General features: G+C 37.4%; 25 protein-coding genes and 1 pseudogene. 1 reads left to right on the top strand and 25 read right to left on the bottom strand.

The window, feature by feature from the left end; translation table 11 throughout:
- Positions 1 to 2,478, top strand: a complete 2,478-nt coding sequence (locus ACTJLE_RS04730; protein ID WP_481267651.1) for a hypothetical protein — start codon at positions 1 to 3, stop codon at positions 2,476 to 2,478.
- A 286-nt stretch (positions 2,479 to 2,764) separates the two neighbouring features.
- Here ACTJLE_RS04730 and ACTJLE_RS04725 read toward each other — a convergent pair whose 3' ends face one another.
- The 25 genes and pseudogenes from ACTJLE_RS04725 to ACTJLE_RS04605 all read right to left on the bottom strand — a co-directional run bounded on the left by ACTJLE_RS04725 (position 2,765) and on the right by ACTJLE_RS04605 (position 26,352).
- Positions 2,765 to 3,358, bottom strand: coding sequence for a type IV toxin-antitoxin system AbiEi family antitoxin domain-containing protein (locus tag ACTJLE_RS04725; protein WP_481267650.1), 594 nt, complete (start codon positions 3,356 to 3,358; stop codon positions 2,765 to 2,767).
- 156 nt (positions 3,359 to 3,514) lie between these two features.
- Positions 3,515 to 4,324: a nucleoside phosphorylase gene (locus ACTJLE_RS04720; RefSeq protein ID WP_481267649.1), complete on the bottom strand. Its 810-nt coding sequence runs from the start codon at positions 4,322 to 4,324 to the stop codon at positions 3,515 to 3,517.
- A gap of 165 nt (positions 4,325 to 4,489) precedes the next feature.
- Positions 4,490 to 5,068, bottom strand: a complete 579-nt coding sequence (locus ACTJLE_RS04715) for a LemA family protein (protein WP_481267735.1) — start codon at positions 5,066 to 5,068, stop codon at positions 4,490 to 4,492.
- A 39-nt stretch (positions 5,069 to 5,107) separates the two neighbouring features.
- Positions 5,108 to 6,094, bottom strand: a complete 987-nt coding sequence (locus ACTJLE_RS04710; RefSeq protein WP_481267648.1) for a DUF3137 domain-containing protein — start codon at positions 6,092 to 6,094, stop codon at positions 5,108 to 5,110.
- Between the two features lie 19 nt (positions 6,095 to 6,113).
- Positions 6,114 to 6,266, bottom strand: coding sequence for a hypothetical protein (locus ACTJLE_RS04705; protein ID WP_481267647.1), 153 nt, complete (start codon positions 6,264 to 6,266; stop codon positions 6,114 to 6,116).
- Between the two features lie 713 nt (positions 6,267 to 6,979).
- On the bottom strand, positions 6,980 to 8,746 hold the full coding sequence (locus ACTJLE_RS04700) for an ABC transporter ATP-binding protein (protein ID WP_481267646.1): 1,767 nt from the start codon (positions 8,744 to 8,746) through the stop codon (positions 6,980 to 6,982).
- 199 nt (positions 8,747 to 8,945) lie between these two features.
- Positions 8,946 to 9,368, bottom strand: a complete 423-nt coding sequence (locus ACTJLE_RS04695; RefSeq protein WP_481267645.1) for a GNAT family N-acetyltransferase — start codon at positions 9,366 to 9,368, stop codon at positions 8,946 to 8,948.
- A 97-nt stretch (positions 9,369 to 9,465) separates the two neighbouring features.
- Positions 9,466 to 10,722 carry a serine/threonine transporter SstT gene (sstT, locus tag ACTJLE_RS04690; protein ID WP_481267644.1) on the bottom strand — a complete coding sequence of 419 codons (1,257 nt, stop codon included), beginning with the start codon at positions 10,720 to 10,722 and terminating at the stop codon, positions 9,466 to 9,468.
- Positions 10,723 to 10,865: 143 nt separating this feature from the next.
- Complete coding sequence (locus ACTJLE_RS04685) at positions 10,866 to 12,107, bottom strand: MFS transporter (RefSeq protein WP_481267643.1); 1,242 nt, start codon at positions 12,105 to 12,107, stop codon at positions 10,866 to 10,868.
- Positions 12,108 to 12,527: 420 nt separating this feature from the next.
- Positions 12,528 to 13,481 carry a hypothetical protein gene (locus ACTJLE_RS04680; protein WP_481267642.1) on the bottom strand — a complete coding sequence of 318 codons (954 nt, stop codon included), beginning with the start codon at positions 13,479 to 13,481 and terminating at the stop codon, positions 12,528 to 12,530.
- 90 nt (positions 13,482 to 13,571) lie between these two features.
- Positions 13,572 to 14,144, bottom strand: a complete 573-nt coding sequence (locus tag ACTJLE_RS04675) for a hypothetical protein (protein ID WP_481267641.1) — start codon at positions 14,142 to 14,144, stop codon at positions 13,572 to 13,574.
- A gap of 348 nt (positions 14,145 to 14,492) precedes the next feature.
- Positions 14,493 to 15,761, bottom strand: a complete 1,269-nt coding sequence (locus ACTJLE_RS04670) for an MFS transporter (RefSeq protein WP_481267640.1) — start codon at positions 15,759 to 15,761, stop codon at positions 14,493 to 14,495.
- Positions 15,762 to 15,934: 173 nt separating this feature from the next.
- Positions 15,935 to 17,128: a hypothetical protein gene (locus ACTJLE_RS04665; protein WP_481267639.1), complete on the bottom strand. Its 1,194-nt coding sequence runs from the start codon at positions 17,126 to 17,128 to the stop codon at positions 15,935 to 15,937.
- Between the two features lie 131 nt (positions 17,129 to 17,259).
- The gene (locus tag ACTJLE_RS04660) at positions 17,260 to 17,892 is read right to left on the bottom strand and encodes a helix-turn-helix domain-containing protein (RefSeq protein ID WP_481267638.1); all 633 of its coding nucleotides are present in this window, start codon (positions 17,890 to 17,892) and stop codon (positions 17,260 to 17,262) included.
- A gap of 511 nt (positions 17,893 to 18,403) precedes the next feature.
- Positions 18,404 to 18,889 (bottom strand): NUDIX hydrolase, encoded by a 486-nt coding sequence (locus ACTJLE_RS04655; protein ID WP_481267637.1) that lies wholly within the window; start codon positions 18,887 to 18,889, stop codon positions 18,404 to 18,406.
- Between the two features lie 289 nt (positions 18,890 to 19,178).
- Complete coding sequence (locus ACTJLE_RS04650; protein WP_481267636.1) at positions 19,179 to 20,387, bottom strand: ATP-binding protein; 1,209 nt, start codon at positions 20,385 to 20,387, stop codon at positions 19,179 to 19,181.
- Between the two features lie 238 nt (positions 20,388 to 20,625).
- Positions 20,626 to 20,973, bottom strand: coding sequence for a hypothetical protein (locus ACTJLE_RS04645; protein WP_481267635.1), 348 nt, complete (start codon positions 20,971 to 20,973; stop codon positions 20,626 to 20,628).
- Positions 20,974 to 21,120: 147 nt separating this feature from the next.
- Positions 21,121 to 21,579 (bottom strand): GNAT family N-acetyltransferase, encoded by a 459-nt coding sequence (locus tag ACTJLE_RS04640; RefSeq protein ID WP_481267634.1) that lies wholly within the window; start codon positions 21,577 to 21,579, stop codon positions 21,121 to 21,123.
- Between the two features lie 293 nt (positions 21,580 to 21,872).
- A complete protein-coding gene (locus ACTJLE_RS04635; RefSeq protein WP_481267633.1) occupies positions 21,873 to 22,904 on the bottom strand; it encodes a PDDEXK nuclease domain-containing protein in 1,032 nt (343 codons plus the stop codon).
- 332 nt (positions 22,905 to 23,236) lie between these two features.
- On the bottom strand, positions 23,237 to 23,533 hold the full coding sequence (locus ACTJLE_RS04630; RefSeq protein WP_415703698.1) for a type II toxin-antitoxin system RelB/DinJ family antitoxin: 297 nt from the start codon (positions 23,531 to 23,533) through the stop codon (positions 23,237 to 23,239).
- Between the two features lie 130 nt (positions 23,534 to 23,663).
- On the bottom strand, positions 23,664 to 24,098 hold the full coding sequence (locus ACTJLE_RS04625; RefSeq protein ID WP_481267734.1) for a hypothetical protein: 435 nt from the start codon (positions 24,096 to 24,098) through the stop codon (positions 23,664 to 23,666).
- Between the two features lie 240 nt (positions 24,099 to 24,338).
- Complete coding sequence (locus ACTJLE_RS04620) at positions 24,339 to 24,479, bottom strand: hypothetical protein (RefSeq protein WP_196218478.1); 141 nt, start codon at positions 24,477 to 24,479, stop codon at positions 24,339 to 24,341.
- 116 nt (positions 24,480 to 24,595) lie between these two features.
- Positions 24,596 to 25,477 (bottom strand): Abi family protein, encoded by an 882-nt coding sequence (locus tag ACTJLE_RS04615; RefSeq protein WP_481267632.1) that lies wholly within the window; start codon positions 25,475 to 25,477, stop codon positions 24,596 to 24,598.
- A 331-nt stretch (positions 25,478 to 25,808) separates the two neighbouring features.
- Positions 25,809 to 26,177 (bottom strand): annotated as a pseudogene (locus ACTJLE_RS04610) (DUF4097 family beta strand repeat-containing protein); the annotation flags it as partial.
- Positions 26,173 to 26,352, bottom strand: a complete 180-nt coding sequence (locus ACTJLE_RS04605) for a hypothetical protein (protein WP_415704526.1) — start codon at positions 26,350 to 26,352, stop codon at positions 26,173 to 26,175. The gene ACTJLE_RS04605 and the pseudogene ACTJLE_RS04610, both read right to left, overlap by 5 nt.
- Positions 26,353 to 26,858: the final 506 nt, after the last annotated feature.

Here is a 26,858-nt window from a genome sequence, read left to right as displayed (position 1 = left end):
ATGAATAAGGCAGCGAAAATAATTCTGACTTCAACAATGATGGGTATTGCGACTGCAGCTTGCGCAGTATGCATGAGCCAAACCGCTTACGCTGCTGACACTAATGCAAATAACATAAAAACAACTACCCCCCCCCCTGCCAATCTCACTAATCAAAATGCTTTAGAAAATAGCACCAAAGCCAGCAATAATAAAACAGATAACAATAAAGCTTACATCGAAAATCGTGAAGCCAGTACAGAATTAGCAAATACAACCGCAACAGCAGGCCAGACCATACAACATGAAGTGCCGCAGTCGAACAACACATTGGCATCCGGAACCGTAAATAAGGGCAACACACAGTACAATTGGCAAGTAACGGATAATTCTAGTAGCACCAAAGATTTTAATGCTGCGAAAATGCATGAATATGGCAAACAGCTCAATTATGATCCTAATAATAATAAGTTAATCGCAACTATGAGCAATGTGCCATTCAAGAATGAAGTAGCAAATGTTGTTGCAAGAAAATATAACGACATTACACTAAAAGTCACAAATGACAATGAAACGACTCCTACCACCATTGGCGACATTAAAGAAACACCATGGTTCTATAAGAGTCAATATTTGAAAAACATTTTGGACGAAATTGATAAAACTACAATCGGTTCATATAACTTTACGAGATTCAATCAAGAACAAAAAGTTGGCGGCAAAGGCTTAAACGGCTTAAGATACAACTTTAGTACACGTAAAATTGAAGGTACTCCAACAGTTACAAATTGGAAGGACGGCGAAACAAGCCGTAAGATTCCTGTATATATGGCAACAACACACAAAGGCACAGATTCAGACTATATAACGTTAGGCATATTGCAAAACATTACTGTAAACAAGCCGCAGACACCTGTTGTTCCACCGACGCCGAAACCACCTGTTCCACCAGAGTCTACTACTAACGTATTAGCATCTGGAACTGCAACCAATCAGGACGGAAAACAGGTTCAGTGGCAAGTGATAAACAATGATAAAAATTCTGATACGTCACAAATGAAGATGTACGCTCAGTATCTTAGTTACAATCCAAATACGAACGCGTTGACAATGACAGATGCTGCAGCGTTTACAGAAAATGGCAAAGCTATTTCCGCAAGGAAATTCAGCAATATTACGCTAAAAATCACTAAGGACGGAAAAACAACAGAAGAAAACATCAAAGAAACGCCATGGTTCTTCAAAGATCAAAATTCGAAGAATATGTGGGACTCAATTACCCAAACAACAATAGGCACGCAAACCTTTGAAAAATACAACCTCGAGCAAAAGATCGGCGGCGTAGGACTAGAAGGTTTGAGCTACGACTTTCTGAATAAGAATTTTGATGGTACGCCTACGATTGCCTGGAATGGCGATGAAAAAATCCGCGAAATTCCTGTGTATATGACATCGATCTATAAAGGTAAAGATGGCTCAAATTATATGACGGTAGGTGAATTGAAAAAATTCAAGGCATATAGAAAGAGGAATTATATCTTTGAAGGCACAGCTGGAACTAATCCGCGAACGAACCAAGCATACAAGTTCGATGATCTCGGTCTTAATAACGTTACGCAGACAGTAATAGGTGAATACAACAGCGGTACTTATGGAATACCTTTTTACATCAAGCCGGGCGAAACAAAGACAATTCCACTCAGGTTCTATTTGTTGGACGACAATAGGAAGCCAATTCAGGAAATTACTGACGAATTTATGAAGGTATTAAATCCAGAACCAGGGGAAGTGAGCCTGAAGAAAGTTCAACTTGTCCGTAACGGCGAGACAACCGTGGTTGAGATGAATACTGAATATACGTTGAATACAGACTATTCAATCACATTTACAGCGAACACGGATGCCCAGGACGGCGATTCTTATAATACGTATGGTTCGAAGGTTGATGACGTACCAATCGTTCTTAATCCAGCGATGACGCCAACATACACACACGAAGATGGCATAACGTTGCATGAGAAGGGTAATCCTAAGAATGTATCAACAATGAACGCAGTAATTAGAGTTACGAAGCCTAAGTCGCAGCCACCAAAACCAGAGCCTCCGAAGCCGGAACCACCGAAGCCGGAACCAGAACCAACTCCTGTTCCGCCGGAACCAGAACCAACACCGGTTACACCAGAACCAGCACCGGAGCCGGAACCAGAACCAACACCGGTTACACCGGAACCAGAGCCAGAGCCGGAGCCAATTCCTGCTCCAATCCCAGAACTTGAGCCTATTCCAGTGCCTATAGTTTCGAAACCGGAACCAGAACAAGAACCAGAACCAGAGCAAGAAAAGACTGTGGAAGAAGCACCAACTCCACAAACGCACGAACCGCTTGCTCGCACTGGCTCTGAAACATCAACCATTGCAGGTGCTGGATTAGCATTCTTGCTGTCAGCCTTCGGCGCACTTTCGCTTAAACGCACGCGCATCGGCAAACACGGCAAGTAAAAACGCAACTAGCGAATAACGCAAGTAACCAATAAACGCAAATAACTAATAAACGCCAGTCGAGTTGAAATAAACTCCCTGGCGTTTATTTTTAAGCACCAATCAACCAATCTCAAATCAACCAATCTCAAATCAGTCAACAGCAAAGTAGCCAATCGCTGCAATTTTGCACTTAATGGCCACTAGCTCATGTCTACGTTAGACGCATTAGCACGCGAGGATCTGCGCTATTCTGTTCTGCGAGGTTTTTGATTCTACCTCTTATTTGCGCATCCGTTAAACCCACTTATAGTAACACCTCAAAATACTTGCGAACAACATTGTTTACTCTAAAAAGTTTCGCATATTCCATCAACAAATTGAGATCTTTGTCTGGTCTAGCAATATAAGATTTTAAGATTGTATTAAATTCCTGAATCTCAATTAAATTTCTGCTTCTAAACGCGTCACAGACAGTTCTTTCGAGATTATACATTGGCACTTTATTACCGAGATTATCCGTGACTAAAATCTTTCCGACTTCAAGCAATTCCTTTTTTACGCTATAAACTTTCACATTGCACGACGCTTTCAGCCGATGAGCATTAAAACCACTGTAAACAGTAATAGTGTGAGTAATTGGCTCCATATCAACCAATCCATGATAAAAGAAAGCTTCGTCGTGAGAAAAAACAGCAGATGGTGAACGCTTATGAATAAGAAGCAACTCATCTACCCAGGAGTCTTTAGACGCGTATATTCCACCGCTTAACTGTTCTAGTTCATTATCTTTAACAAATTTATAAAACTTATATTTTGACAGTCCGCAAGATTTTGCTTCTTTTAAAGTAAGCATATTGCTGCTATTAGCATTTAATAATGTAGCGATAACACTCACCATCCTTTCGTGCATATATTGTAACTCATATTAGCACGATTGGATGAATTATATAAACTTTACTCTATCACTATTACGCTAATGGGAGTCTGCAATCAAAGCACATCTACTTAACAGCACGTTTATGCTGATTTAATATGTAGCATCAGCATGAACGTATCAAATGCGCAACACTGCTTCAATACAAAGCTCAAGCGCATACGCTTTAGAATCCCCGCCCCAATTACGCTCATCATAATTTTCAACATCATGCAAAGTATCTGCAGTGTAAAGGATCTCACCCCAAACAATCTCACGCATTTGCGCACAAGCCGCTAAAGCAGAACATTCCATTTCAACAACCGCGCACCCCTCCTGCTTACGATTAGCAACTTTCGTCTTAGTTTCACGGAAAAACCCATCCGTAGTCCACGTCTTAACCTCATAATAAGGCAAATTATGCGCCTGCAAAGTTTGCAAAATAGCACGCCTCGAGCGCTCTGAAACATCAACATAACGACTTGGAGGCAAATAATGATAAGAAGTTCCCTCATCCCTTAAAGCTTTATACGGAACCAGAAAAACATTTTCTGCATAATCAACTAACGATCCGCAAGAACCAGCACTAACAACTTCCCTAACGCCGTAAGAAATCAACCAATCTAAAATCTGAACAGCAGCAGGAGCGCCAACTGGAGCCTGTACTAAGCAGATTTTTTGCGTTTCTTCTTCTACTTCGCTGTTTGCGTCTTCCCTTACTTTTTTCTTTACTTTTTCTTCCAAAACATATATTGGATATACTTTAGTTGCAGATTCAAAATTTGCTACAATCGTAGCTTTTCTACTTAAAGCATACTGATCGATTTCATCGCCTAAGAAAGCAAAAACCGCTTTAGATGGAAGCTGAACAGAAATATTATCGTGATTTGGCATAATAACCGCGCTTTTATCGGAATCATACTCTAAAATCGGCAAATCATATTCTGTCATATAATCAACTCCTTCATACGATCAGCTCCATCCTACAAGCAACTCAATCCTATATGCAAATACACGCATTAGTACGCAAAAATCACAAAGTAGCCAATCGCTACAAATTTACAACGATTGGCCACTTCATAAACGGGTTATAGGCCACCCAGCTCAATATTCCATCTAACCCAATATGCTATCTATATTCTTCTTATTGCTTAAATCATCCTCACTAAGAAAATCCATCTGCTTTATTCCGCTTAAATCTGCAATAAGTGAAACTGGGAATGTAACAATGTTTTGATTAAGCGTGCTGATATTACTATTAACAATTCTTTTTGCCGCCGCCAGCTGCTCGTTTTCGTCGTTTATTTCTTCCTGCAAGTTCAAAAATTGTTCAGAAGACTTCAATTCCGGATAAGCTTCCGCCAAAGCATAAATCTTCCCTATTGCATGATTCTGATTTTTGATTACCGAACTAGAATCCGCAGAACCCAATCCTTCTCTTAAACTCACCAAATCCACTAATGTTGTTTTTTCATACTTTGCAAACGACTGAGCAACTTTGAACATTTGGCAAATCGTATCGTATCTTTTAGCGAGCGCAATATCAACGTTTTTCTGCGACTCTTCTATAATCACCCTATATTTTCTTAGCCTATTTAACGTGCCTATAAACCAGGCAATAAGCGCTACAACCGCTATCGCAACAACTATTAACATAGTGTCCCTATCAATAAGGTCTTCCATAATGTCACTCATAATGTCTCCCATAATGTCACCTTTAGTTCTAATCTTTTTCTACTTTTGTAATTTCTCTCTAATTACGTTAATTATTTCGTAATACTCAGCCAAAACATCTCTAAATTTTGAGTATTCTCTTGCTAAAGATAAGTTTTCTACACCAGATTTTCCTGGAGCGCCAAATAAATACCGACCAGAATCAAAGGCTGCAACAATACGCTCACTATCTAGGTACAAGCAAACTCGCATTCTTTTTTGCAAATTATTCAATAGTTCTATAAGTGTTGGATCCAATACCAGTTTTGTATAAAAATCGTCTGTAGAAAAGATTGAATACGAGTTATTAAATTCAATAGATTCTGTTTGAACTTCACTCTCCTCTTTTGTTTTTTTACCATAGTATCCATTTAGTTTTTGCCCCATAAAGTTCTTTCCAGTAACTGGGACGATTCTAATGTGGCCATTTATGTTGGTTTTTGAGTTTATTAATAAGACTTGTCCAATAAAATCTGTTTTTTTGACAGTTTTTCCACTTTCACTTCTAGAAAAGTGCATTGCTTGCATATTTGAAAATTCAGTTTTAAATTCATCGCCAAAAATTATGTGTGTATTTGAATAATACCTACTCGATATTGGCAGAAGATTATTAAAAATACTGCTGTCAATTCCTTCGGAATTTTTTAATACTGTTCCAGGCAGAATCGCATTAAAAATCGGAGTTAAAACATTATCTGAATATAGGGCATCTACATCGACCTTATTATTTACAAAAAACTTACCTGCAAAGCAAACAACAAAAACACCTACTATTAGCAAATAATATTTGTAACGAGAGTAATCAATATTTGGAAAATAATTATATAAAGCGCCAAAAACCATTACTACTGGTACCAATGGGATTAAGCGCGCGAAATCAAAAGAGTTATTTTTTACGCCTTCTTTTAACTCGTTTAATTTTCCTTGTATTTGGGGAGATTGTTCTATTCGCGCGAGTCTGTTTAAAACTTCTGGATTTGTAAATACGCTACCATATTTTACATTCATGTCATCTCCCTTTTATAAATCACTCGGCATTCTTTGACATATTCTGCGAATCTTTATGCACAACGTTGTAGACATTTGAATTTACAGTATCATCGTTTAAACTTGGCTGACTCTGATCATTAGATTCATAGTCATCTCGATCATTCGAGTCATACTGTTTAAACTGTTCCATATATGCCTTTTCTCTAACTCTATACAATCTAAATTACACAAAATCATTAAATAAAAACAGATTCTGCATAAAATTTATTTTGCTAAATTTTAAAATCGCAAACTCATATATTTTTTATAAAAACAAATCACAAAGTAGCCAATCGCTGCGAATTTGCACTTAATGGCTACTTATACCAAACAGAGACCTTCGCGCAGCGCGACGACCTGCCTGAGCGCATATCCTCACGGCATAGCCGTTCGGCTGATTTGGCATGTGAAGTACACCGTGCTTCACAATTAAGCCAAATCACGCTTTGAAGGAGCCTGAAATTCCAATAATTTCAGACTCAGTCAAAGCGCACGCGAAGGCAACTCGGAGCGGAAACTCGCTTAAGTTGGAAGTCCAGTGGACTTCCAACGCGAGTTTCTCGCGCGAGCGTAATCAACGCGAGCGCCAACTGCACCAATGTCAAAAAATAAGCAAAATCAGACCTTCGCGCAGAAAACAAACTGCACCAATGTCAAAAAATAAGCAAAATCAGACCTTCGCGCAGAAAACAAACTGCACCAATGTCAAAAAATAAGCAAAATCAGACCTTCGCGCAGAAACCATACTGCACAAATGTCCGATAATAGGCCACCATAGACAATAACGCAGAACGCAATCTGCACGCGTGTCTCTACAGACATCGAAATTGCACAGCGCATTGAAAGCAAACCAGCGTAACAACCTCACATAGACACAGTGTAAAGCGAGTAGAAGTAAGCCTTTTGATTCATAAGTTCCTCAAAGCTTCCGCACTCAATAAGCTCGCCGCTTTTCATCACAAGAATCTCATCATATTGCTTAAGCGAATTAGCATCCAAGCGGTGAGTTACAACAAGTCGAAGAATTCCTTGCAAATCCAAAATAGACTGCGTTACGTTCGCGCTCGTCTCGTTATCTAGTGCGCTCGTTGCCTCATCAACCAGCAGAATCTCGGACTTTTTAAGCAGGCTTCGCGCAATAGCAATACGCTGCTTTTCGCCGCCAGAAAGATGACTACCATTCTCACCGCACTGATAATCCTTGCCTTTAGCAGCAATCAAATCATCCAAACCAGCCAAGTGAATCACACGATCCACCTCCGCGCTCTGGAATGGCTTAAAAAGCGTAATATTATCTAAAATCGAAGCATCAAACATAAACACAGACTGCTGCATAAGAGTCGTCTTATCGTAAAGCGAACTCTTGCTAACCTTACTAAGCTCGTGATTATTCAGATGCACGCTACCTTCATAATCCTTGTAGTAACCCATAAGCAGATTAATCAAACTACTCTTACCAGCACCAGAAGGTCCTACTATCGCGTAAGATTTTCCAGCCTGCAAAGTTAGATTTACGTTTTTCAAGACTTTATGATCCACGTCATAAGCGTAAAAAACATCGCGCAAAACAACGTTTTTAATAGAATCGTCAATAATTTCGCCAGAATCTTCCTTAGCGTTACTCATATAATCAGCCATCTTGCTAATAAGCTTCTTAGCACCCTTCATCTCGCCAAGCATTTGCGGAAGACTTGAAATAGGCTGAAGCACTCCATTCATCAAATTAGTGAAAGCTAAAACCATTCCAGCAGTAATAACACCAACGTGAGCGTTAACCATCCAAGCGCCAACAAGCATCACGCCAAGCTGAGTTCCAAGACTTGAAATCGTTCCAAGAGCAGAAACAGTAGTCATTGTTTTTTCGCGAAGATTCTTAGTATGCTCAAGCTCCATAGACTGATTTTTGTAGCGATCAATAACCTCCTGCTCCGCCTTAAAACTCTTAATAACCGAAACGCCGTTCAAAACATCCTTCGTCAGGGCCGTATAAGACTCATTCGACTTAGAAACCTGCTCCTCGCGAGTAGCAATTCCGTTAGCTGTAAGAATAGAGCAAGCCATTGGAAGCACAGAAATAATAAGAGCAATAACAGTGAGCAGCGGACTATAGTAAATCATAAGAGCTAGAGAGCTTACAAGCATAAGAACGTCTTGAACAAAGTCAAAAATCTTCTTCAAATACTTTTCTTGAATACGCTCGCAATCATTAGTAAGTACAGAAAGATACGTGCCAGAATTTGCAAGCGAAAAATCACTATAACTCTTCTTTAAAAGCTTTTTGATAACAGACTCTTTATACTGATTCATTGCTTTTTCAAGAAAGCGAGGGTACGCGCTGCGCTTCAACGCGAAAATTAAAGAGATTGCCAGCATAAAGGAAACGACAAGCAGCAAAATAGTAGTTAAAGAGAAGTCTCCTTTGCCAGACATATAGTCGAAAATAATTTGCAAAATCCAAGAAATAGCAGTGAAAATCATAGACAAGGCAATAAAAACTATCATCGAAAGAAAAGCTACAAGCTTGTTTTCTTTGAAAAATAGTTTTACGTAATTTTTTACGTCGGGATGTAATTTGGATGATTGCTGATTCGCCGATGATTGCTTATTTGCCGCGTTGTCAGTTTTACTCATTCTCGCTACCTCTCACTTCCCTTATATCTATACTATTTTGTTATTTCTTCTCTAATATCATTTTCGTAGCTAGCATTTTCGTTTCCATTTTGCCGATTCGCTCGCTACAAAGCATTGAAAGCTACATTATCACACTTATCGTGCTTAATAACACTTATACGTAATACCTAAACACATTTATGCGCAATGCTTACTTGCATCATGTTCTGTCTTTTATAAAACCGCAGCAATCAATTTCTGAAAACTCAATAAAACCAGCAGACTTATAAAAAGCAATAGTTTTTTCAGTACAATCCGTGGTCAATTGAATTTGACGAACATTAGGATAACAATCCACAATCGCCTTTAACAAAGCAGACCCTATCCCCTGCCTTTGATACTCAGGCAAAACGAGAATATCCTGGATAAAAACAACCGTGTACCCGTCACCAACAGCCCTAACAATGCCAACTAGCTCATCATTTTTATACGCAGCTAAAACCTTGAGCGAATTTTTAAAACCATTTTCCAAAGAAGCTAAATCATCTGTATATTCAGACCAACCAACGGAACCATACAGCCTTAAAATATCCTCGCTATTATACTTTTCATACTCTTTTATTTGAACATCTGTTAAATTCATTTACAATAACACCTCGCAAAATATAGCAAAAAGTGCGCGCTCATAAAACGTAAAAACGTAAGAACGCGCACTATTAAGAACACTTACTTAGCAACAGTTACTTTTTAAGCTGCACAGTCTCGTGATCTTGACCCATTTTGAACTTAATGCCTGCACGCTGCCACATGCGATATTCACCAACTGCAGTAAAGAGAACATCTGTGGAAGAGTTAAGTGCAGTTTCGCAAGAATCCTGAATAACGCCAATAATAAGACCAATAGCAACTACTTGCATAGCAATGTCATTCGAAATACCAAACGACGAGCAGGCAAGAGGGATGAGCAAAAGCGAACCACCGGCAACGCCAGATGCACCAGCAGCAGAAACTGCAGAAAGCACAGAAAGAATCACAGCCGTTGGAATATCAACGTAAATACCAAGCGTATGCGCAGCGCACAAAGCCATAATAGAAATAGTTATAGCAGCACCACTCATATTAATAGTTGAACCAAGCGGTATCGAAACCGAGTAATTGTCTTTGTTAAAACCAAGCTTTTCGCACAAATTCATATTCACAGGAATATTTGCAGCAGAAGAACGCATAAAGAACGCTGTAACACCCGAATCGCGCAATGTTCTTAATACAAGAGGATATGGATTCTTGCCAGTAAGAACGAAAACCAAAATAGGATTAAGAATCAAAGCAACAACAGCCATAGTGCAAACTAACAGAGCAATAACAGAACCGTACTCGCTAAAAATACGAAGACCGTTACTTGCAACCGTTGTATAAACAAGACCCATAATGCCAAAAGGCGCTGCGTTAATAATCCAGTGAACAATTTTTCCAATTGCAGACGAAACATTATCGAAGAATGTTTTTGTGGAAGGATCAGCTAAACGAAGTGCAATACCAAAAGCGATTGCCCAGAAGAGGATACCAATAAAGTTGCCCTTAGAAAGAGCATCTACAGGATTTACCACAATATTTAGCACAAGAGAATTAAGAACTTCACCAATTCCTTGAGGAGACGGCGAAGATGCTGCTTCAACATGAGCAAAAGTAAAGTCAACCGGGAAAATCATAGCCGCACACACTGCTACCAAACTTGCGGCAAACGTAGAAAATGCGTACAACAAGATTACAAGCTTCATATTGCCCACACTTTTTGCTTTTGCAAGAGCGCCAATCACCAAGCAAAATACCAAAATTGGAGCAACAGATTTAAGCGCGCTCACGAAAAGCTTTCCAATAAGATCTAGCACATAAACGTGAGCAGGCACAAAAATGCCAAGTGAAGCACCAAGAAAAAGGCCAATAACAATGCGCAAAATAAGGTCAATGTCATTCCATTTTTGAATAATCTTGTGCATGAGAGTCTCCTGTATCTAATTCGTGCAGAATATTTTATACTCTTTTGTTTGCATTCACACTTGCAAGATTTCTATTTTTATTTTTTATTTTTATTTTTATTTTTTACAGATTATACATAGGTATGCATATATATGCAAATCGTCTAATCTGCGTAGCGCGTGTTTGGCAACTGTGGCAAAACAACAAGCAAACCGGCAGTAAAAATCAGCGCAAGTATAGGCAAAAGTTGCCATTGAAGCAAAGATGAGAACACAAATCCAATCCAAGATCCGCTAGTAGCACCAATCGCAAACGCGAGTCGCGCCCAACCGGAAAACTTAGCGAGAGTACTTCCTTTAAACAGAATCTGACGCGCAACAATAATCGGCTCTACTAGTAGCATCCCACCAATCGCTTGAAGGAAGAATGCGAAGCACATCATCGGCAAAAGATTAATGAACATAAAGCAATAAGCAAGTAAGCTCACAGCAATACCCAAAATCGCAACTTTTCTTAAACCGAGTTTTTGAGAAGAGTGCGCATACAAAACGGATGCGAGCACGCTTCCTACACCAGTGAAAATATACAGTATTGTTAAAGATTGAGAGCTATATTGCTTACCGATACCGAGAAGAATATAGGAAACGGAGCATGCAGGAATAAAAGCGACCAAAAGAGATCCCAAAAGAAGCATGATTTTACTCTTGAGTGACGGATTTGCAGATTGCTTAGCTGCAGATTTGTTGGCAACGTCATTTTCCAGAGATTCTTCCTGTAGATGTTGCGACGCTTCCTTTACATCTTGCGACGCTTCCTCTTCTGCACAAGACGCTTGCGCAATGTCTTGCTTCATAATAAATCGCGTAGCACAAGCCGCAAAAGAAGTCACGGACGAGAAAATCAAAACCGCAGGAATCGACCAGCTTGCAATCCAAGATCCAAGCGGAGAGCCAAGTAGCGTTCCTGTAATACTCGCCAAAATACTCACAATGCCGCTGTAGTTTACAATCATGCCGTCATCGCCGCCGGCAGCATCAACTTCGAAAACTTCGCTAGCAATATCAATCACTTGACCTGTAATCAACAATGCGCAAGAAAGAGCTACAAGCGACCACTTCCACGCAGGAGAGCCAAGCATAAGAAGCGGCAGCAAGCTGAGCACGCCTTCCACGCCTTCAGTCATAGCAAGAGCGCGAAAACCGCCAAGCTTATCAACAATCCAACCAGAGCATGGCGAAAGAAAATCGGCAACCGTCATGAAAGTCTTACGAAAACCAATAACCCAAGCCGGCAAGCCCACAATAATAATAGAAGGCAAAACCGAGCCTTCATACGCTTGATTGCCGAGCATAGAAAAGCAGAAGCCAACCAGCGCCCATCGCAATGCAGGACTAATAGATCTCATACGAATAAAAATATTATTCTTGCTAAATATTGACTTCACAGCAACCAACTCTCCTCTAAAACTCTTTCAAAATAACGCAAACTTGCATAGCTGCTTACATGCAAACTTACATAACTACCTTCAAATCGCTATCCAACTTAAATAATTCACTACAAACTACACAAATCAAATAGCTTATTTGACAAATTTAATAACACAATACTCTCGTTTAAAAAAAAAGCAAAAATTGCATTATGTCTTAGCGAATATCACATTATTATATATGTTTTGGTTCATTTAATCACATAATTATACGTATTTTAATGTTTTTTATCACATTATTATGCATTGCGTAACTATCAGCATAAAAACAACGCTTTTGACGTGCGTAGAACCTTTTGCTCACTCAAAGAAGAAGAAAACAGTCTTATAAAATCTTATTTATGCTTCTACTGCGGTTCTTCTCCATGAGTGCTGCTTAATAACAAGAACAATATCGGTAAGCACAATACCAAAAACTACGCTTACCCATGCCAAGCTCGGTGTAAGCAGCCAAGCGAGAACACCGAAAATCATCAATCGAAGCAGTACAGCAATAGTCAAAAAAGACCAACTTTTTGTTAGGCATTTCTGTTGATCAGCCTTCAATGCGCCCATCAGAACCATAATCGCAGCCGCCGCGCAAGAAAATAGTATATTGCCCAAGAATATGACGAGCAGCGTTCGCCATCCAGCGATAGTACCAAGCATCCACCATTGCAGCATCAATGCAAGCAAAAATGTGACAACATCGCATACTGCTTCCATCAGCATATTCGCAACGATTAACGAGGAAAATGTTAGAGACACACCTCCAGGAGTGTCTGTTTTACCTGCGCTCGCATGCTGTAATGCAATCGTGTTTCTCACCTCGGCGCGCTTTACGCGCTCTTCTTCAAGCATTTGAACGCCAAGCTCAACCGATTTCTTTGAAGCTTCCTGTAATTGCACATCCGTCATCCCTGGCTGCCAAGGCTTTTCAAAAACAAACATCAACACACTAGTAATCACTGCGCCAATAATAATGCTTAGCAACGTAGTATTGGAAACAAGCAATAAAGCAATACCAGAAGTCACCAGCAGCCTGAGCACAAAATCGATAATTCCAATAAGCAAATACCCGTCATCCGGTCTACGATGCCTATACCACTGCAGATACGCTGCACTTAGCAGCGAAAACACCACAACACTCAGCACGAGTATGACCACAGTTTCCCAACCTAGTACGCGGTGCCCTACGAACTGCTGTACAAGAAGCGCAACAATAAGCGTGCAAATACCAGCAACAGTTTCTATAATCACATTATCCCAAAAAGCATGCTTGAAAAGCACTGGCCTTACATTCTTCTCACTCATCATCTCTCCCAAGAAAACGCAATTACGGAATATCGTGCTTTGATTATACAAAATGTCTAAAAAATTGTCCTAAGCCCAAACAGAGAGTTGCTAATTCTTTTGTTCAATAATTTTATCGGTAAATGCCTTTAAAAATTCTCTAGAATTACTCCAGCCTACACCATTGTTTAATCCCGAGAAATCAAAACCAGATATTTCATCTAACGCTTTACTGCAAACCCATTCATACATTCCAGCCTCTTTGCTTTTATATATTATTAGGAACAATGGTTTCATTGCTTTTTTACCCAACGACACAACACTCTTGTATTGTTTAGAATATATTACATCGTTATACCATCCTGTCAGCCGATAGTATTTATTTTTAACCCCCTTTTCACCAATCTCGTCGCATAGATTTTGTAACTGTTTAGCCACATATGTGAGAACCTTTTCATCTATGTTTTTTATGAGCAAAGTTTCATCAACACCATTTTTACTTACCTCTTTCCAGTCAACATCTTCATTATTGTCTGAGTGCTTTTCATTCCTTGCAGACTTTTGATTTTCTGTTTTTACTTCTCTATTATTATCTCTAAAACTATTCTGACTCTTACAACCTGCAATAAGTGATATAAGACAAACTACCATAGTCAAAAAAGCATAATGCTTGATATGCTTCATTTTATGCCTCCTCTACAACTTAATCTTTACCTAATTGCGGCTACGATTCTCATGCTCAATCTTCGCTCGATGCTTCACCATCATCTGTCCAATATTTATTCATCTCGGAGTACAAATCATCCTTGAGTTTAATAAAACTGACGGGATGTAAATTATGGACAAAGAATGCAGATATGCAGCCTATAGAATGATTGTAGCTAAAAATCATCCTATAATCCACAAGATTTTATTTCCATACATAAACAGATGTGTGTGCAAAGTGAGTGCACTTTTTAACGATAGGAAAATATCGCAAAAAGGTTTGCCAATTATTAGTCTTATATTCCTACATATAACCACTCTGCCCTACTACCAATCTGCCTTACTGCTCTTTGTAATTAGTCCAGTGCTATATTCATACGTGTAGGTGTTCTGCATATGAGCATCACTCGGCGACCAGCTTCCGTTTGAAGATTTTGAAGCCTTAAACAGAATATAAAAACCACATTTTCCATCCTGAGAGTCCCTGTTATACTGCAGATAGGTAATGTCCGAACGGCTTTCATTCAAAACAAAGTACATATTTCCCTTGGCAGTATAGTTCTCTTTGAACGTAAAGCCTTTCGCAGCAAAATACTTATCAAATATCTTAAGCGCTGCATTTCTTTCCTTCTTTGATTCTAAATCATGCTCAGCGGAATCATGCAAATCGGAATTTTTATCTGGCTCTTCAACCTTTAATCTTGTATCTTTCCTGTTATTACGATCAATTCTGCGATACCACTCAGATTCACTTATTTTTGGATCAGTATCAGTTGAATCTTTCATTGGTCGAAGATACTTAAGGAAAAACGGGCCTTCAGACTTATAAAGATAATACTCAAAAGGAGCATACATGTCGTCCACATGCTCTGTGTATGTACCATTATTATTTTGTTTCACAGAATATCTGCCAACAATAAATAAAACGTGAAAAAATCCAAGACCTAAGATAATCAATACACAAAGCAGAACAGATAGATAACGAAGTACAATTCTTATACCTATCTTCCGTACACATGAAATAAGATAGAGATTATAGAAGACACATTCAAGAACAATCGTAACCATCCAAACAACTGGCATTGCCGCGCATATAACATATACCCAAGTCTGCAAAAGCCACTGATTTGGAAGATGCAACGCAGTTATTTCGAAAAATGCAGTCAGTATGCCACTTAACACAAAAAAGTAATAAAGGGCCAGTGAGAATCTACCCTTTACCCGTTGCTTGCCATAGCTAAGAAAAGATTTGTTATGCTCTATATTTTCACTCTGAAAACGACTGTGTATATTGCGCTGCCAAATAACACAAATAACCCAAATAAGAGAAACTCCAACAAGAAACAGAATTGCAAAACAATAAGTGATCCATCCAAAAAGCTGTAGCTTATTGGATGCCATAAAAACAGTTCCAATAATAATTAAGATGGAAAAGATTTCCGCACTCAGTTGCAAAACCTTATACTTGGACAATTCCTTATTTGCACTGTGAAGGTTTTCACATATTTGCTCATGTGATTCACAATATAGAGGATTTTTCTCATCTGTAAGAGTATGTTCCTGCTTTTCTTTCTCTTTCATCGATGAATCTGACATTGTTCTATCCCTATATTCTATTCATATATTCTATTCCTATATTGCGCTTACGATTTACAATTGTTCCAGTTGCTTAGCCTGATCTCTTTTTACGTAAATAACCGCGAGTATTTGGGCTTCTTTTCTACTCTCATCAACACAACGTTTTCTCACAACACGAAACAATATATAACTTACAACAAATATATTTTTTCTTTATCAACACATATTTGCGAAGTACGATTGTAGATTTGAGTTATATCCTCCATTTTTTCCACAAACACTTTTGTTTCCGGATCACGCAAAACAGCAAACTCTTTCACTGCTTTTACTCCCATTGCATTAGCATTTTCATGTAATCCGTTTCCTTTATCTTGCAAAAACTCATCAACAGAACCATCTTTAACTAAAGGAATACCACCAATTAACTTACCAACAGCCGTACCGGCAGTACCTATAGCTTTCACAACGTTGACTTCCACTTCCGAATTACCAAGTTTTTCTAAATATAAAGAACTTTTTTCAAATTTCTCACAGTAGTCATCAGATAATTTCTTTATCTCATTTTCTGCATTACTAATGTACTCTTCCGAAAAATTACCACTTAACATTATTTCCATCAAAGATGATAGAGAGAAAATATACAACGATAATCTGTAATACTTAAACTTTTTCCCTAAATCAGACAAAGTCGAATTTACGTTACTTTTATACACAATAAACTTCTTTAACAGAAGAATATCAGTAATCTTTTTCTGATAAGCAATAATGTTCTTTCTAGCACGATTCTTAATATCGATAACAAGCTTATGATTATTCATAACAGAAATTTCATTATCCCAACTGCACTTATAAGTAGAAGCAATCCCCATCAATGACTCAACATCTGCCTCAATCTGTGACTCATTCTCAACTTCAATAAAGGTAAGTATCTTTTCCTGCGTCTCTTTAATCTTTTTCATATCTTTTTCAATAGAATAAATAGCCACAGCCATCATTAAAAGAGCAGGATTAAACGCAGATACTGTTTTCATAGAACCTTGCAAAGAATCCATCTTTGAAATCTGCATCATTCTAGAACCACCGTCAGCTTTTCTTAAAGATCCCCATAGATTCCCATTTTTTGCGTATTTTAGAGTATCACCTGCAGCTTTATTAGCAATCTTATAAAGACCATCCGTAGGAATTGTTATTGTTTGAGTAACCGTATTACATGCAGGAATTAATGACGATAAACCAGATCCGAAATTCAATAATTCAGATACGGGAACACTTAATACTTTATTGTTGTTCTTAGTAAAATCTTTAACATCCACAAGAAGTTTTTCAGTAAAATCTACTAACGCATTTTCACTGTTACTTGCAGAAAGCTCACTACTATTACCCATAAGAACAATACTATCTGAAATACTATCTGAAAGAAAATTACACTTCTAGTTTTCTACTCTCTTGAACACTATGAAACTTTGCAAACAATATTATCAATATTAAATCCAATGGAAAGCAAACTTGACATTTACTACTTATCACGCAACTTACCAACTTTCATAAATTCCTTATCCCCAACACACATCTTCTTATCAGTGAACTTTACTCGCATCATTCTGCTAATAATATACTCATCCGTTATCAGCACAAAAAATTGCTTCTCTTTTTTATTCACCAAGTAATACTGTTCACTGCCAATACTATCTACCGCTTTACCGAATGCAAACGTATCAAACAAAGGAATATCACCGAACAAAGTAGTAATACACCCGATAAAATTATCCATAAACTTTTCAGACGAATTCGGAATAAACTTCGTCACCGTGAGCATAATAATTTCAGCATCTGCATATTCATCGCGAATAATTTGTTCCTTCATCTTGATTTTCTTACGAACACCCAATTTTGCATTAAGACCATACTTCGCTAAATCAATAGGCTTCTTAATGATTGACAAATCAATAGCATTGTCTTTATTCAACAAATAGTCGACAGTAACACCCAGCGCATCCGCAATCACCTTCAAATTTGCAACATCCGGCAAACCGCGACCACCTTCCCACTTCGCTACCGCAGCACGCGAAACCATAATCATTTCAGCAAGTTCTTCCTGAGTTAAACCCGCTTCCACGCGAGCATTTCTGATCTTTTCTCCCAACAACATCGTATAACTCCTTTCATTGGCTATGAGCTTTCGTTCTTAACGATTATTTGTTTTGCTCGTAATGCAATTAGTAATCGCACTGCGTAATTACATGCTAACGAGCAACATATGAATAGAAAAGGAACGAATGAGAACACAAGCGTTACGAATCGTAACATGGCATTTTCTTAGCACACGCGCACATAATTATGTGAAAATAGCTGTTTCAAAAGAAATTTATACAAAACTAACAGAGAACGTACAAAATCCAAGGCGCACGAGCCATACAACACAACGCGCCGAAGACCGATATCCACCTCATTACTCTGCTCTCATTCATGCCAATCCCCAACAACGAACGTACGGAATAAGGCAACAGAAACATACGTTTGTTGTCAAGTGCATGCTGGGATATATAACACAGAAAGCAAACAGTTTCAGAGTTCATAAGGAAAAGTTTCATTGCATACAAGAGTTAAGAAACTAGAAATAATATTTATGTAACGATCTCTTGCCATAATAGCGGGATTCATTAATATCTTTCATCTGAAATTATATGCTCTATTCCACTATGCTCCGATTTAAGATATTCTTTCATAAATGTAGGGTAAGCCTTGCACTTATCAAGCTCATCTATAGGTAACCAATGCATTGTCTCTTTAGCACCTGACTCTGTAGTACTATGGCTCGTAAAATCTCTTTTGCCCATGGGCTTCATCATGTAGTAGAGTGTAATCTCATGGAAGTCTACTCCTTTTAAGCCAGAGCTGCCGATGAAGAAGTGCTCGTGTATGACGGCAAGGTGATCTACTTCATAATTAAGACCTGTCTCTTCAAATACTTCTCTCTTTACGGCTTCTTCTGATGTCTCACCCATGTGAACCGCTCCGCCAACTGAGTAGTAATAGTCGTCCTCATCATTTCCTGCAAATAGCACACAACCTTCTTCTACTATGATGGCTGCTGCTCTATATCTAAATGCTTTTTTATCGTTAATAAATCCGCAATTATGATCCATAGTTTACTCCTTTATTTTTTATCTAATGACTGTGACTTATGGTTCAAATGCAAACAAGTTCCCAATCTTAATTGAAAATCCAAGTGATTGATACATTTGTATATCACACTGTGCACAAGCAACAATCATTGAACTTATTGCACTCAACCCTAGAGCGTGATATCTTCCCCAATACAGCCAAAACACGTTGAAAAACCACGCCGAGCCAGTCTAAAACTGCCGCACGCTAAACCTTTTAATAAAATAGCCATCGAGAAACATAATCTACATGAGAGCAAAATCAAGCAGATTACGCATTATCTTCCAGTAGAAAATCTGGTAAATATTTGTGTATAATCCCTTCTTGCGAAAAATTCATTGTATCCATCGACAAAACATATTTAGGATAATTATCCTTAACCAATCGATAAACACCAAATTCCCGGCTACGAGTCTCTTCGCTAGCCATCAAATAAGAGACTTGATAATACTCAGTTTCACCTTGTCTAGTAGCAATGAAATCGATTTCTTGATTATTAATACGACCAACTTGAACCTGAAAACCACGAGACAAAAGCTCAATATAGACAATATTTTCTAAAATACGTTCAATTGATACAACATTTGAGAAACCTACTGCTTGCCTAAAACCATGATCTGTTACATAATATTTTTCCTCGACCGTCAATAACTTTTTCCCAACACTATCATATCGTGGAACTTTTTTTAGAAGATACGCCGCTTGGCAAAAATTCAAGTAATTCAAAATGGTGTCGACTGAAACTTTACGATTTTCGCTAACAAAATATTTACGTAAACTGTTAGCTGAAAAACTTTGTCCAATATTATCTAAACAAAAAAGTAAAATGCGATTAAATACGTCAACATCTCGGATTGAATTGTATTCAAGTATATCCTTAACAACAACGGTATTATAAATGTCGTTTAAATATCTAAAACTCGGCTCCTCTTCCCCATTAAAATAATGAAGAGGAGGCATACCACCAATTTTGATATATAGCTGAAATAATTCCTGTATGCTTAAATTCAAACTTTGATACAAATTCACGAATTCGCTAAAAGTAAAAGGAAGCACCTCAAAACTTACGTAACGCCCTGCAAGCAAGGTGGCAAGCTCACCAGACAATAATTTTGAGTTAGAACCAGTCAAATAAATATCGCAATCATAATCGACTCTAAGCGCATTTATAACACGTTCCCAATGATTGACTAATTGAATTTCATCAAAGAAAAAATATATTTTACCTTCGATTTGTTTACTACGTTCTGTAATTAATTTCTGCAGATCAGAATCATTTTTCACAGATAAGTATTGAGCTGATTCTAAATTGATATAAATAATACGACTTTGAGGAACGCCTACAAGCAATTCAGATTGAATCATTTTTAACAAAGTGGACTTTCCCACTCGTCTCATACCTGTAATCACCTTCACAATAGGCTTGTCAATAAAAGGTTTGATCTTATTAAGATATTTTTTACGTAATATATATGACATATCCTCACACCTTTCGATTACAGTTTTGCTTACACTTTCGATTATAGTCGATAAATTTATTGTTTTTTATAGTTATTTCTATTATAAACGAAACAAATTAAAAATTCACCTTTGAGATTGAAGCCGCAGTGTTCTAATAATGGGCGTAAATTTCAAGTTCAACTTTAAAATTACGCCCAAAATGGTCAACTTGCACTTTTGCGCGTAAAAGACGCACGGCAAAAAATTGCTTCACGCACTAAATATCTTGCCCTTTATGACTTGATGACATGTATTTCACGCACCGCGCTTTCCAATCATCTTCACGAACGCAATCAAACGCATCCGTTACAGACTGCAAACCTAAACTTTTAACATACTTACAAGCAATACTAAAACTATTATCAATACTAATATCTTCATTTACCAGCAAACTATACTTTGCATACACAGAAGGAACAGCAGAGCCAATATCATCAAATAGAAAAGGATTCATATCACTTAAAAATGAAGTCAATTCTTCACTTTTATTTTCTTTCCAATAATGATTTAACGCGTAATAAATCATAGAAAACAATTCAAACTTATTCACAACTATTCCTCCCACGGATCATTATTTAATCCTGTCCTATCATGCCATTGTTATTCATGTATCAGCCTATCTTATAGACTTAAATAACATGTATTTCAAAGAGAAGAGAATTAAGATTTTGTGCATCTTTATTTGAGCATATTTGTACATTTTATATGAACACTAACAAACCAGCTTTCTTTTGAATACACTGCAGCCATCACTTTCTCCAATAAATTCAAAATCATTTTTCATCGCAATATGTTTTGAGATTTCCTGATTCGAATCACACTCAATAACCAAGTTTTTCCCTATCTCTGAACTACGTTCTATAAAGACTTTTGTTAATTCATTGGCATATCCTTTCCCCCAGTATCTCTTATTGAGTATCCAACCAAGTTCAAAGGAGTCTTCATCATACTCATGAAATATTACATATCCAATAAAATTCTGATTGAAATCTTCTACCGCATAGATCAAAGGAGGGTCAATCAGTGCGACACTATTTAGAAAATCCGCTGTTTTTTCCAACGAAAAAGGAGGCTCTATGAATTCCATGACGTCCTTATCTGAAAGTAGATTGTAGAGTTCCGTTAGATCATTATTAGTAAATTTTCTTATCTTTAATCGTTCAGTAATCATACTGCACCTCCTTCTCTTTTCCTATTGTTTTCTTGCATTCTATGATACGTTAATTTAATTGTTTCGATATTGACGAAAAGTACTGGTAGCATAGCTACACTTTTTTCAAGTGCACACTATGGATAGTGGGTGCACCTTTTAACGATCGAAGCAAGCTATCGTTAAAAGGTTTGCCATTTATTAACAAATCCTAAATGCTTCAAATCCACTAGCAGACAACAAACAGTTTTAGAATACAAAAAGGCGGTTAGATTTTACTCTAATCACCTTTTACGCATTATAATTATTAAATTTTATTCGTTTGTTTCTCCCGCAATATCTATATATTCCTTTAATTTTCGTTGCAACAAATTCTTATCTATCAGTTTTAATGTATACTCAGATACCATTGTAGGCGAAAGACTTCTACTTAATGCAAATTCTACTACCTCATCATCTTTTGAAGCACAAAGGATTACTCCTACGCTTGGATTTTCAGTTTGTTTCTTTACTTCTCTATCCAGTGCTTCTAAATAGAGGTTCATTTTTCCGATATATTCCGGTTTAAACTCTCCAATTTTTAATTCAAATGCAACTAAACAGGATAATCCCCTATGATAGAATAGCAAATCTATATAGTAATCATGATTGCCAACCTGTACCCTATACTCATTACCTATAAAAGAAAAATCTTTCCCAATCTCTAAAATAAAGTTCTTCAAATTCTCTAGAATTGACTTCTGAAATTCTCTTTCATTCCCAAGCTCGGGAGCATCGATAAATTCTAAAACATAACTGTCCATAAACAAATTATGCGTCTCTTGTTTTACCCTTTGTATAGCAGGCAAATTATTACTATTTGAAAGCATATAACGCTCATAATAGCCACTGTCCATCTGCCTTACCAACTCTCGGTGAGTTAGATTCTCGTTAATAGCTAAGTTAATGTAAAATTCTCTTTCTTCTTTACTCTTAGATCCAGATATTATTTTCAAATGATTAGACCAGCTCAATTGTGTCAACAACGTTGACACTTTTTCATCATCCTTATATATCTCATAGAATTGCTTCATTCTATAAAGTCCCCTACGGGTAAATCCTTTTAAATCAGGATAATTTTCAGAGAAAAAATCAGCAACATTTTCCACAAAATTTGATCCATAAGCTGCTTCTTTACTTTTCTCGCTTATATACTTTCCCACTTCCTGATACATCAAGATTAATTCTTCATTAACTTTTCTATAAGCGCGATCCTTTGCACTTTCGACAATCTTAACAATATCATCAAACTGATGATTATCTTTTCTAATACCTGTATTCTGCAATACCATCTTAGCCTTATTCATTTTTTCACCTCCCTCATATTTACTTTCTTTCACCCTACTTATACTACAAAAAGTATAACATTTTTGGGGAGGATTTCCCCACTCCGAAATTAGTGGGTATTACTTACAATATGCAACTAGACTGCACGCAAGTAGGTGTCATCAAAACGCTGTTTCGATTCAGCGGGATTTGTAAAGGAGCGCTACTGATTCTGTATGGATTGAGAGAACTCCTAGTATAGCTACACTTTTTGAGTGCACACTATTGATAGTGGGTGCACTTTTTAACGATAGGAAAAGCTATCGTTAAAAAGTTTAATTTTCTAAAACCAAGCTTACCTCACGGTTTCCTATCAACGTTCAAGCTCTTCAAAAACATCATCTATCGGATAACTATCACTTTGAACCGCCTGATCATAACCTTTAGCCATCAACGCATTAAACGTTTTCTCATCCATATCATCTTGCGCCGGAAGCGACTTCGGAATAGTAAGCGAAAACGGAATACCCTTATTAAGAATGATTTGACGATAAAACATGTCAATAGCAGTAGCCCTAGGAATTCCAATAGTTTCCAAAATCTGCTCAGCCTGCTGCTTAATATTTTCTTGTATTCTCACATTCACATTCGCTGTTTTAGTAACTGCCATATCAATCAACCTCCATACACACATCATAAAATACTGTATCGCATATTGCAACACAATTTACATGAATAGGATTCCTCGACTGATATAAACACTTTCAACATTCACACTAAGCATTTAGCGCAAAATACTACTATTTCTTCTTATAACCTACAGCAACATTACCTGCTTTATCGATACCTGATACTTTAAGAACATTAGAGCTTGGCTTATCTTTTAAGTCAAATTTACCAACCAAAAATAAAGCTTTAAGTCCTGGACCAGGCAAATTAAACTGTGAGTCAACTAATTTGATGGGCTTATCTCCAAGAGTGACTTTAGACAAATCATAATGAGAATCAAGAATGTCTCGTGACACAAAGAGATACAGTTCACCTTTATTCATGTAATCGTCTGGTAGGCGATATTCTTTCTGAGATACCTCTACTGTTTCCCAATGATACGACGCAAGCTCTGCCTTCTCCTCATCATCAGCACACCCAGCAAGAGAAAAGAGAGAACCTAGCAGCAGAAGCATAACAAGACAACTTTGAAAAATGTTTTTACAAAAAATAGTTTTACTCCTCATAACACCACCAGCCTCCTTTTCATTAACACCACTTTGTATCAAATGATTATAAAACAGATTATTAAGTAAACAAAATCTCCCATTCGCTCTGATTACTGTAATAATCTTAATAAATATCCTATTTTTTTTTATTAATTTGTCTAGACTATCGACACTAATTTCTTCATTTACTAGCAAACCATACTCTTTCATAAACAGCAAGGTTCACAAAGCCAGAAGAACCAACATAATAGCGCACGTTTAACACCTCCAACAATATTCCCTCATAAACGAAGCAATCACCTGCAAATCTTCACCCTCATAATACTCAACAAGCAACTTCTTAAACTCAGGAACATTATTTTCTGGAATAACCAACAAGCCCCTACCATGAGAAATCAAACAGTGTAGGGAACTTTTTTACAATTTTTACACCGATTTGTTCCCCAAAATATAAGCAACTAGAGCACACTAACACTCTTCGCTAAATTTAAATCTATAGCAATTTAAACCAGCACTTAAAGGATTTCCTCCCAATTTTTAGGAAATCCCATAAAATCAAATTTAAACGAACCTTCATATTTAGCAAACGTATTTTTCAAGTCTTTCAAAAGAGAACACCACTGTTCATTTGCTTTTAGCATTCTTTTAGTAATTAAAAGTACAGGAAATATTTTATTTTGTTTCCCTTTATATTGAAGACTCTCTTTATAAAGGCGCGGATTTTCTTTTAAAGGCATATTATAAAGTCTGGTATAGTGTGCACAAATATTTCTTACTTCTACTAAACATAAAATCCAGTTTTTTAGATATTTAGGATCAGTATTGTAATAGCGAGATATATTTTTTTGATCTTCAGTTTTTAAAATGCTAAACAATGAAGATAAACTCCCAAAAGACATTAATTCCACAGAAACCCATATAGGAAATTGACTATTATATTTTTCTATGTGATGCTTAACAAAAGGTTTATTTTTTTGTCGTTCAATTTCTTTATTCAAGCTTTTTATAAGAATAGAGTAAATAGATTGTCCTTGTTTATTTGTCTTGTAAACAAAATTAGTCTCACTCATCAATACTTCAGGACCATATTTGATAGATAAGTAATAGGCAATCTGAGTTCTAAGTTCTATCTCAATTTGCTCTATAGTTCGCATTAGATTATTTTTAAATTGACTATCAAAGCAATAAAGATTAAATAGTTGTTCTATGCTAACAGTGTCTTGATAATACTCCTTGTTATTAGCATTCTTCAACCCTACACCATAATCAGAAAGTCTGTAATAGTTGACTTTCTTCAAAATTTCTTTTGCAAACTCAATGTTAGAAATTTTTAAATGATGGTCATTTACAAGTCTTGCAATTTGTTGATCATACGTTAAAGCTGGCTTCAATGTCATACGTATACTCTTTCATACAAAAAGCCCTCTCCGTGGTCCGCATGTAGAAGAACTACATTAAGCGTGGAGAGGTTCTGTTAATGCAATTGTATCATGCCGCATTTATAAATCAACCTACACCGCACCGTTCGCACTCAGCATACACATTTCCATCCTTAATTGGAATAAACATGCCACGGTCTTTCTCATTTCCCATGACACTAACATCTTCGAAATCATCAAATTTTACATAGAGCATATACGACTCACTCCTTCATTTTGGTACGTCTATATACGCTCTAATTCCAACTTATATCAAGTTTTATTGCTTCTTTTTTAATCTATATGCCTGCTACTTCGCAATAGCTTTCCCATTAAGACAGTGCACCATGTAACGCGCAAACCCATCGTTTTTACAGTTTACCTTCTTCTTATCTGAAACCTCGGTGACACCATTCTCACAAACTACTTCAAGACATGCATCCTTAGGTATTTCTCCCTCTAAAACACTCATGCCATTTAACGTATCAAGCGTACAAACATGAGTTACTTCTACGTTTGTTGCTGAAACCGACCCATTACAACATTTAAGAAAGACATCATCCGCTTTCAAATTAACAACTTCCACCTTGCCATTATTCACTTCTACATAAAGCTTACCAATCTCAATATCCGTGATGAGCACTTGATTAGAATCAGATTCAACCTCACAAAATTCAATCAGTCTTTCGAAGGACAGTCTTAAGCGAGATCACTGTGACACCAATAACAAAAGAGGTAAAACCAATTCTAATAGCAAGTGTGCCACCCCATATTAAGGCAACCAGCATCGCGATTAAAGCAACCGTCAAGCAGAATGTCGCTACTTCACGGCAAAAACGAACGAGCTTATCCATTCCTTAAACACCTCCTCGTACACATACTAATAACCAGGTTTCATTTTACCTTTTGAGCTATATTTTACCACTTCACAGGGTGGGTGCAAAGCGTCGAATCGACTTGCATGGGCGCTTTGACAGAGCTTGAAATTGCATAACGCATTTCAAGCTCCTTCGAAGCGTGATTTGGCTCAAATGTAAAGTCCAGTGGACTTTACATGCCAAATCAGCCGAACGGCTACTAATAGCCGTGAGGAATAACATAATTCGCGAATGCACTTCGATTCGCTGAGCTTGCTCAAAGTTGAAAGCACAGTGTGCTTTCAACGCAAGCGAAGTACGTTAACATCCTGTGCACTCGACCCTACACCGTTGACATGTTCCCTCATACAGCCAAACTGCGCTCAAAGACCGCAAGAACCCAGCTTAAAACTGCCACGCATTAAACCTTTTAACGATAGCCCCCGCTAAACCCTGCTACACAAGGGCAAAAATGCACCCACCTAATCAGCCTCCTGCATCAG

The sequence above is a fragment of the Gardnerella sp. CCPDSM genome (genome assembly GCF_056754715.1).
This window is presented reverse-complemented; position numbering and strand designations above follow the sequence as displayed.

Bases quoted from the DNA above. Each gene is read 5' to 3' on its own strand.
- ACTJLE_RS04730 (WP_481267651.1), top strand. From the start codon at position 1: ATGAATAAGGCAGCGAAAATAATTCTGACTTCAACAATGATGGGTATT.
- ACTJLE_RS04725 (WP_481267650.1), bottom strand. From the start codon at position 3,358: ATGGTGAGTGTTATCGCTACATTATTAAATGCTAATAGCAGCAATATG.
- ACTJLE_RS04720 (WP_481267649.1), bottom strand. From the start codon at position 4,324: ATGACAGAATATGATTTGCCGATTTTAGAGTATGATTCCGATAAAAGC.
- ACTJLE_RS04715 (WP_481267735.1), bottom strand. From the start codon at position 5,068: ATGAGTGACATTATGGAAGACCTTATTGATAGGGACACTATGTTAATA.
- ACTJLE_RS04710 (WP_481267648.1), bottom strand. From the start codon at position 6,094: ATGAATGTAAAATATGGTAGCGTATTTACAAATCCAGAAGTTTTAAAC.
- ACTJLE_RS04705 (WP_481267647.1), bottom strand. From the start codon at position 6,266: ATGGAACAGTTTAAACAGTATGACTCGAATGATCGAGATGACTATGAA.
- ACTJLE_RS04700 (WP_481267646.1), bottom strand. From the start codon at position 8,746: ATGAGTAAAACTGACAACGCGGCAAATAAGCAATCATCGGCGAATCAG.
- ACTJLE_RS04695 (WP_481267645.1), bottom strand. From the start codon at position 9,368: ATGAATTTAACAGATGTTCAAATAAAAGAGTATGAAAAGTATAATAGC.
- sstT (WP_481267644.1), bottom strand. From the start codon at position 10,722: ATGCACAAGATTATTCAAAAATGGAATGACATTGACCTTATTTTGCGC.
- ACTJLE_RS04685 (WP_481267643.1), bottom strand. From the start codon at position 12,107: ATGAGATCTATTAGTCCTGCATTGCGATGGGCGCTGGTTGGCTTCTGC.
- ACTJLE_RS04680 (WP_481267642.1), bottom strand. From the start codon at position 13,481: ATGAGTGAGAAGAATGTAAGGCCAGTGCTTTTCAAGCATGCTTTTTGG.
- ACTJLE_RS04675 (WP_481267641.1), bottom strand. From the start codon at position 14,144: ATGAAGCATATCAAGCATTATGCTTTTTTGACTATGGTAGTTTGTCTT.
- ACTJLE_RS04670 (WP_481267640.1), bottom strand. From the start codon at position 15,761: ATGTCAGATTCATCGATGAAAGAGAAAGAAAAGCAGGAACATACTCTT.
- ACTJLE_RS04665 (WP_481267639.1), bottom strand. From the start codon at position 17,128: ATGGGTAATAGTAGTGAGCTTTCTGCAAGTAACAGTGAAAATGCGTTA.
- ACTJLE_RS04660 (WP_481267638.1), bottom strand. From the start codon at position 17,892: ATGTTGTTGGGAGAAAAGATCAGAAATGCTCGCGTGGAAGCGGGTTTA.
- ACTJLE_RS04655 (WP_481267637.1), bottom strand. From the start codon at position 18,889: ATGGATCATAATTGCGGATTTATTAACGATAAAAAAGCATTTAGATAT.
- ACTJLE_RS04650 (WP_481267636.1), bottom strand. From the start codon at position 20,387: ATGTCATATATATTACGTAAAAAATATCTTAATAAGATCAAACCTTTT.
- ACTJLE_RS04640 (WP_481267634.1), bottom strand. From the start codon at position 21,579: ATGATTACTGAACGATTAAAGATAAGAAAATTTACTAATAATGATCTA.
- ACTJLE_RS04635 (WP_481267633.1), bottom strand. From the start codon at position 22,904: ATGAATAAGGCTAAGATGGTATTGCAGAATACAGGTATTAGAAAAGAT.
- ACTJLE_RS04630 (WP_415703698.1), bottom strand. From the start codon at position 23,533: ATGGCAGTTACTAAAACAGCGAATGTGAATGTGAGAATACAAGAAAAT.
- ACTJLE_RS04625 (WP_481267734.1), bottom strand. From the start codon at position 24,098: ATGAGGAGTAAAACTATTTTTTGTAAAAACATTTTTCAAAGTTGTCTT.
- ACTJLE_RS04615 (WP_481267632.1), bottom strand. From the start codon at position 25,477: ATGACATTGAAGCCAGCTTTAACGTATGATCAACAAATTGCAAGACTT.
- ACTJLE_RS04605 (WP_415704526.1), bottom strand. From the start codon at position 26,352: ATGGATAAGCTCGTTCGTTTTTGCCGTGAAGTAGCGACATTCTGCTTG.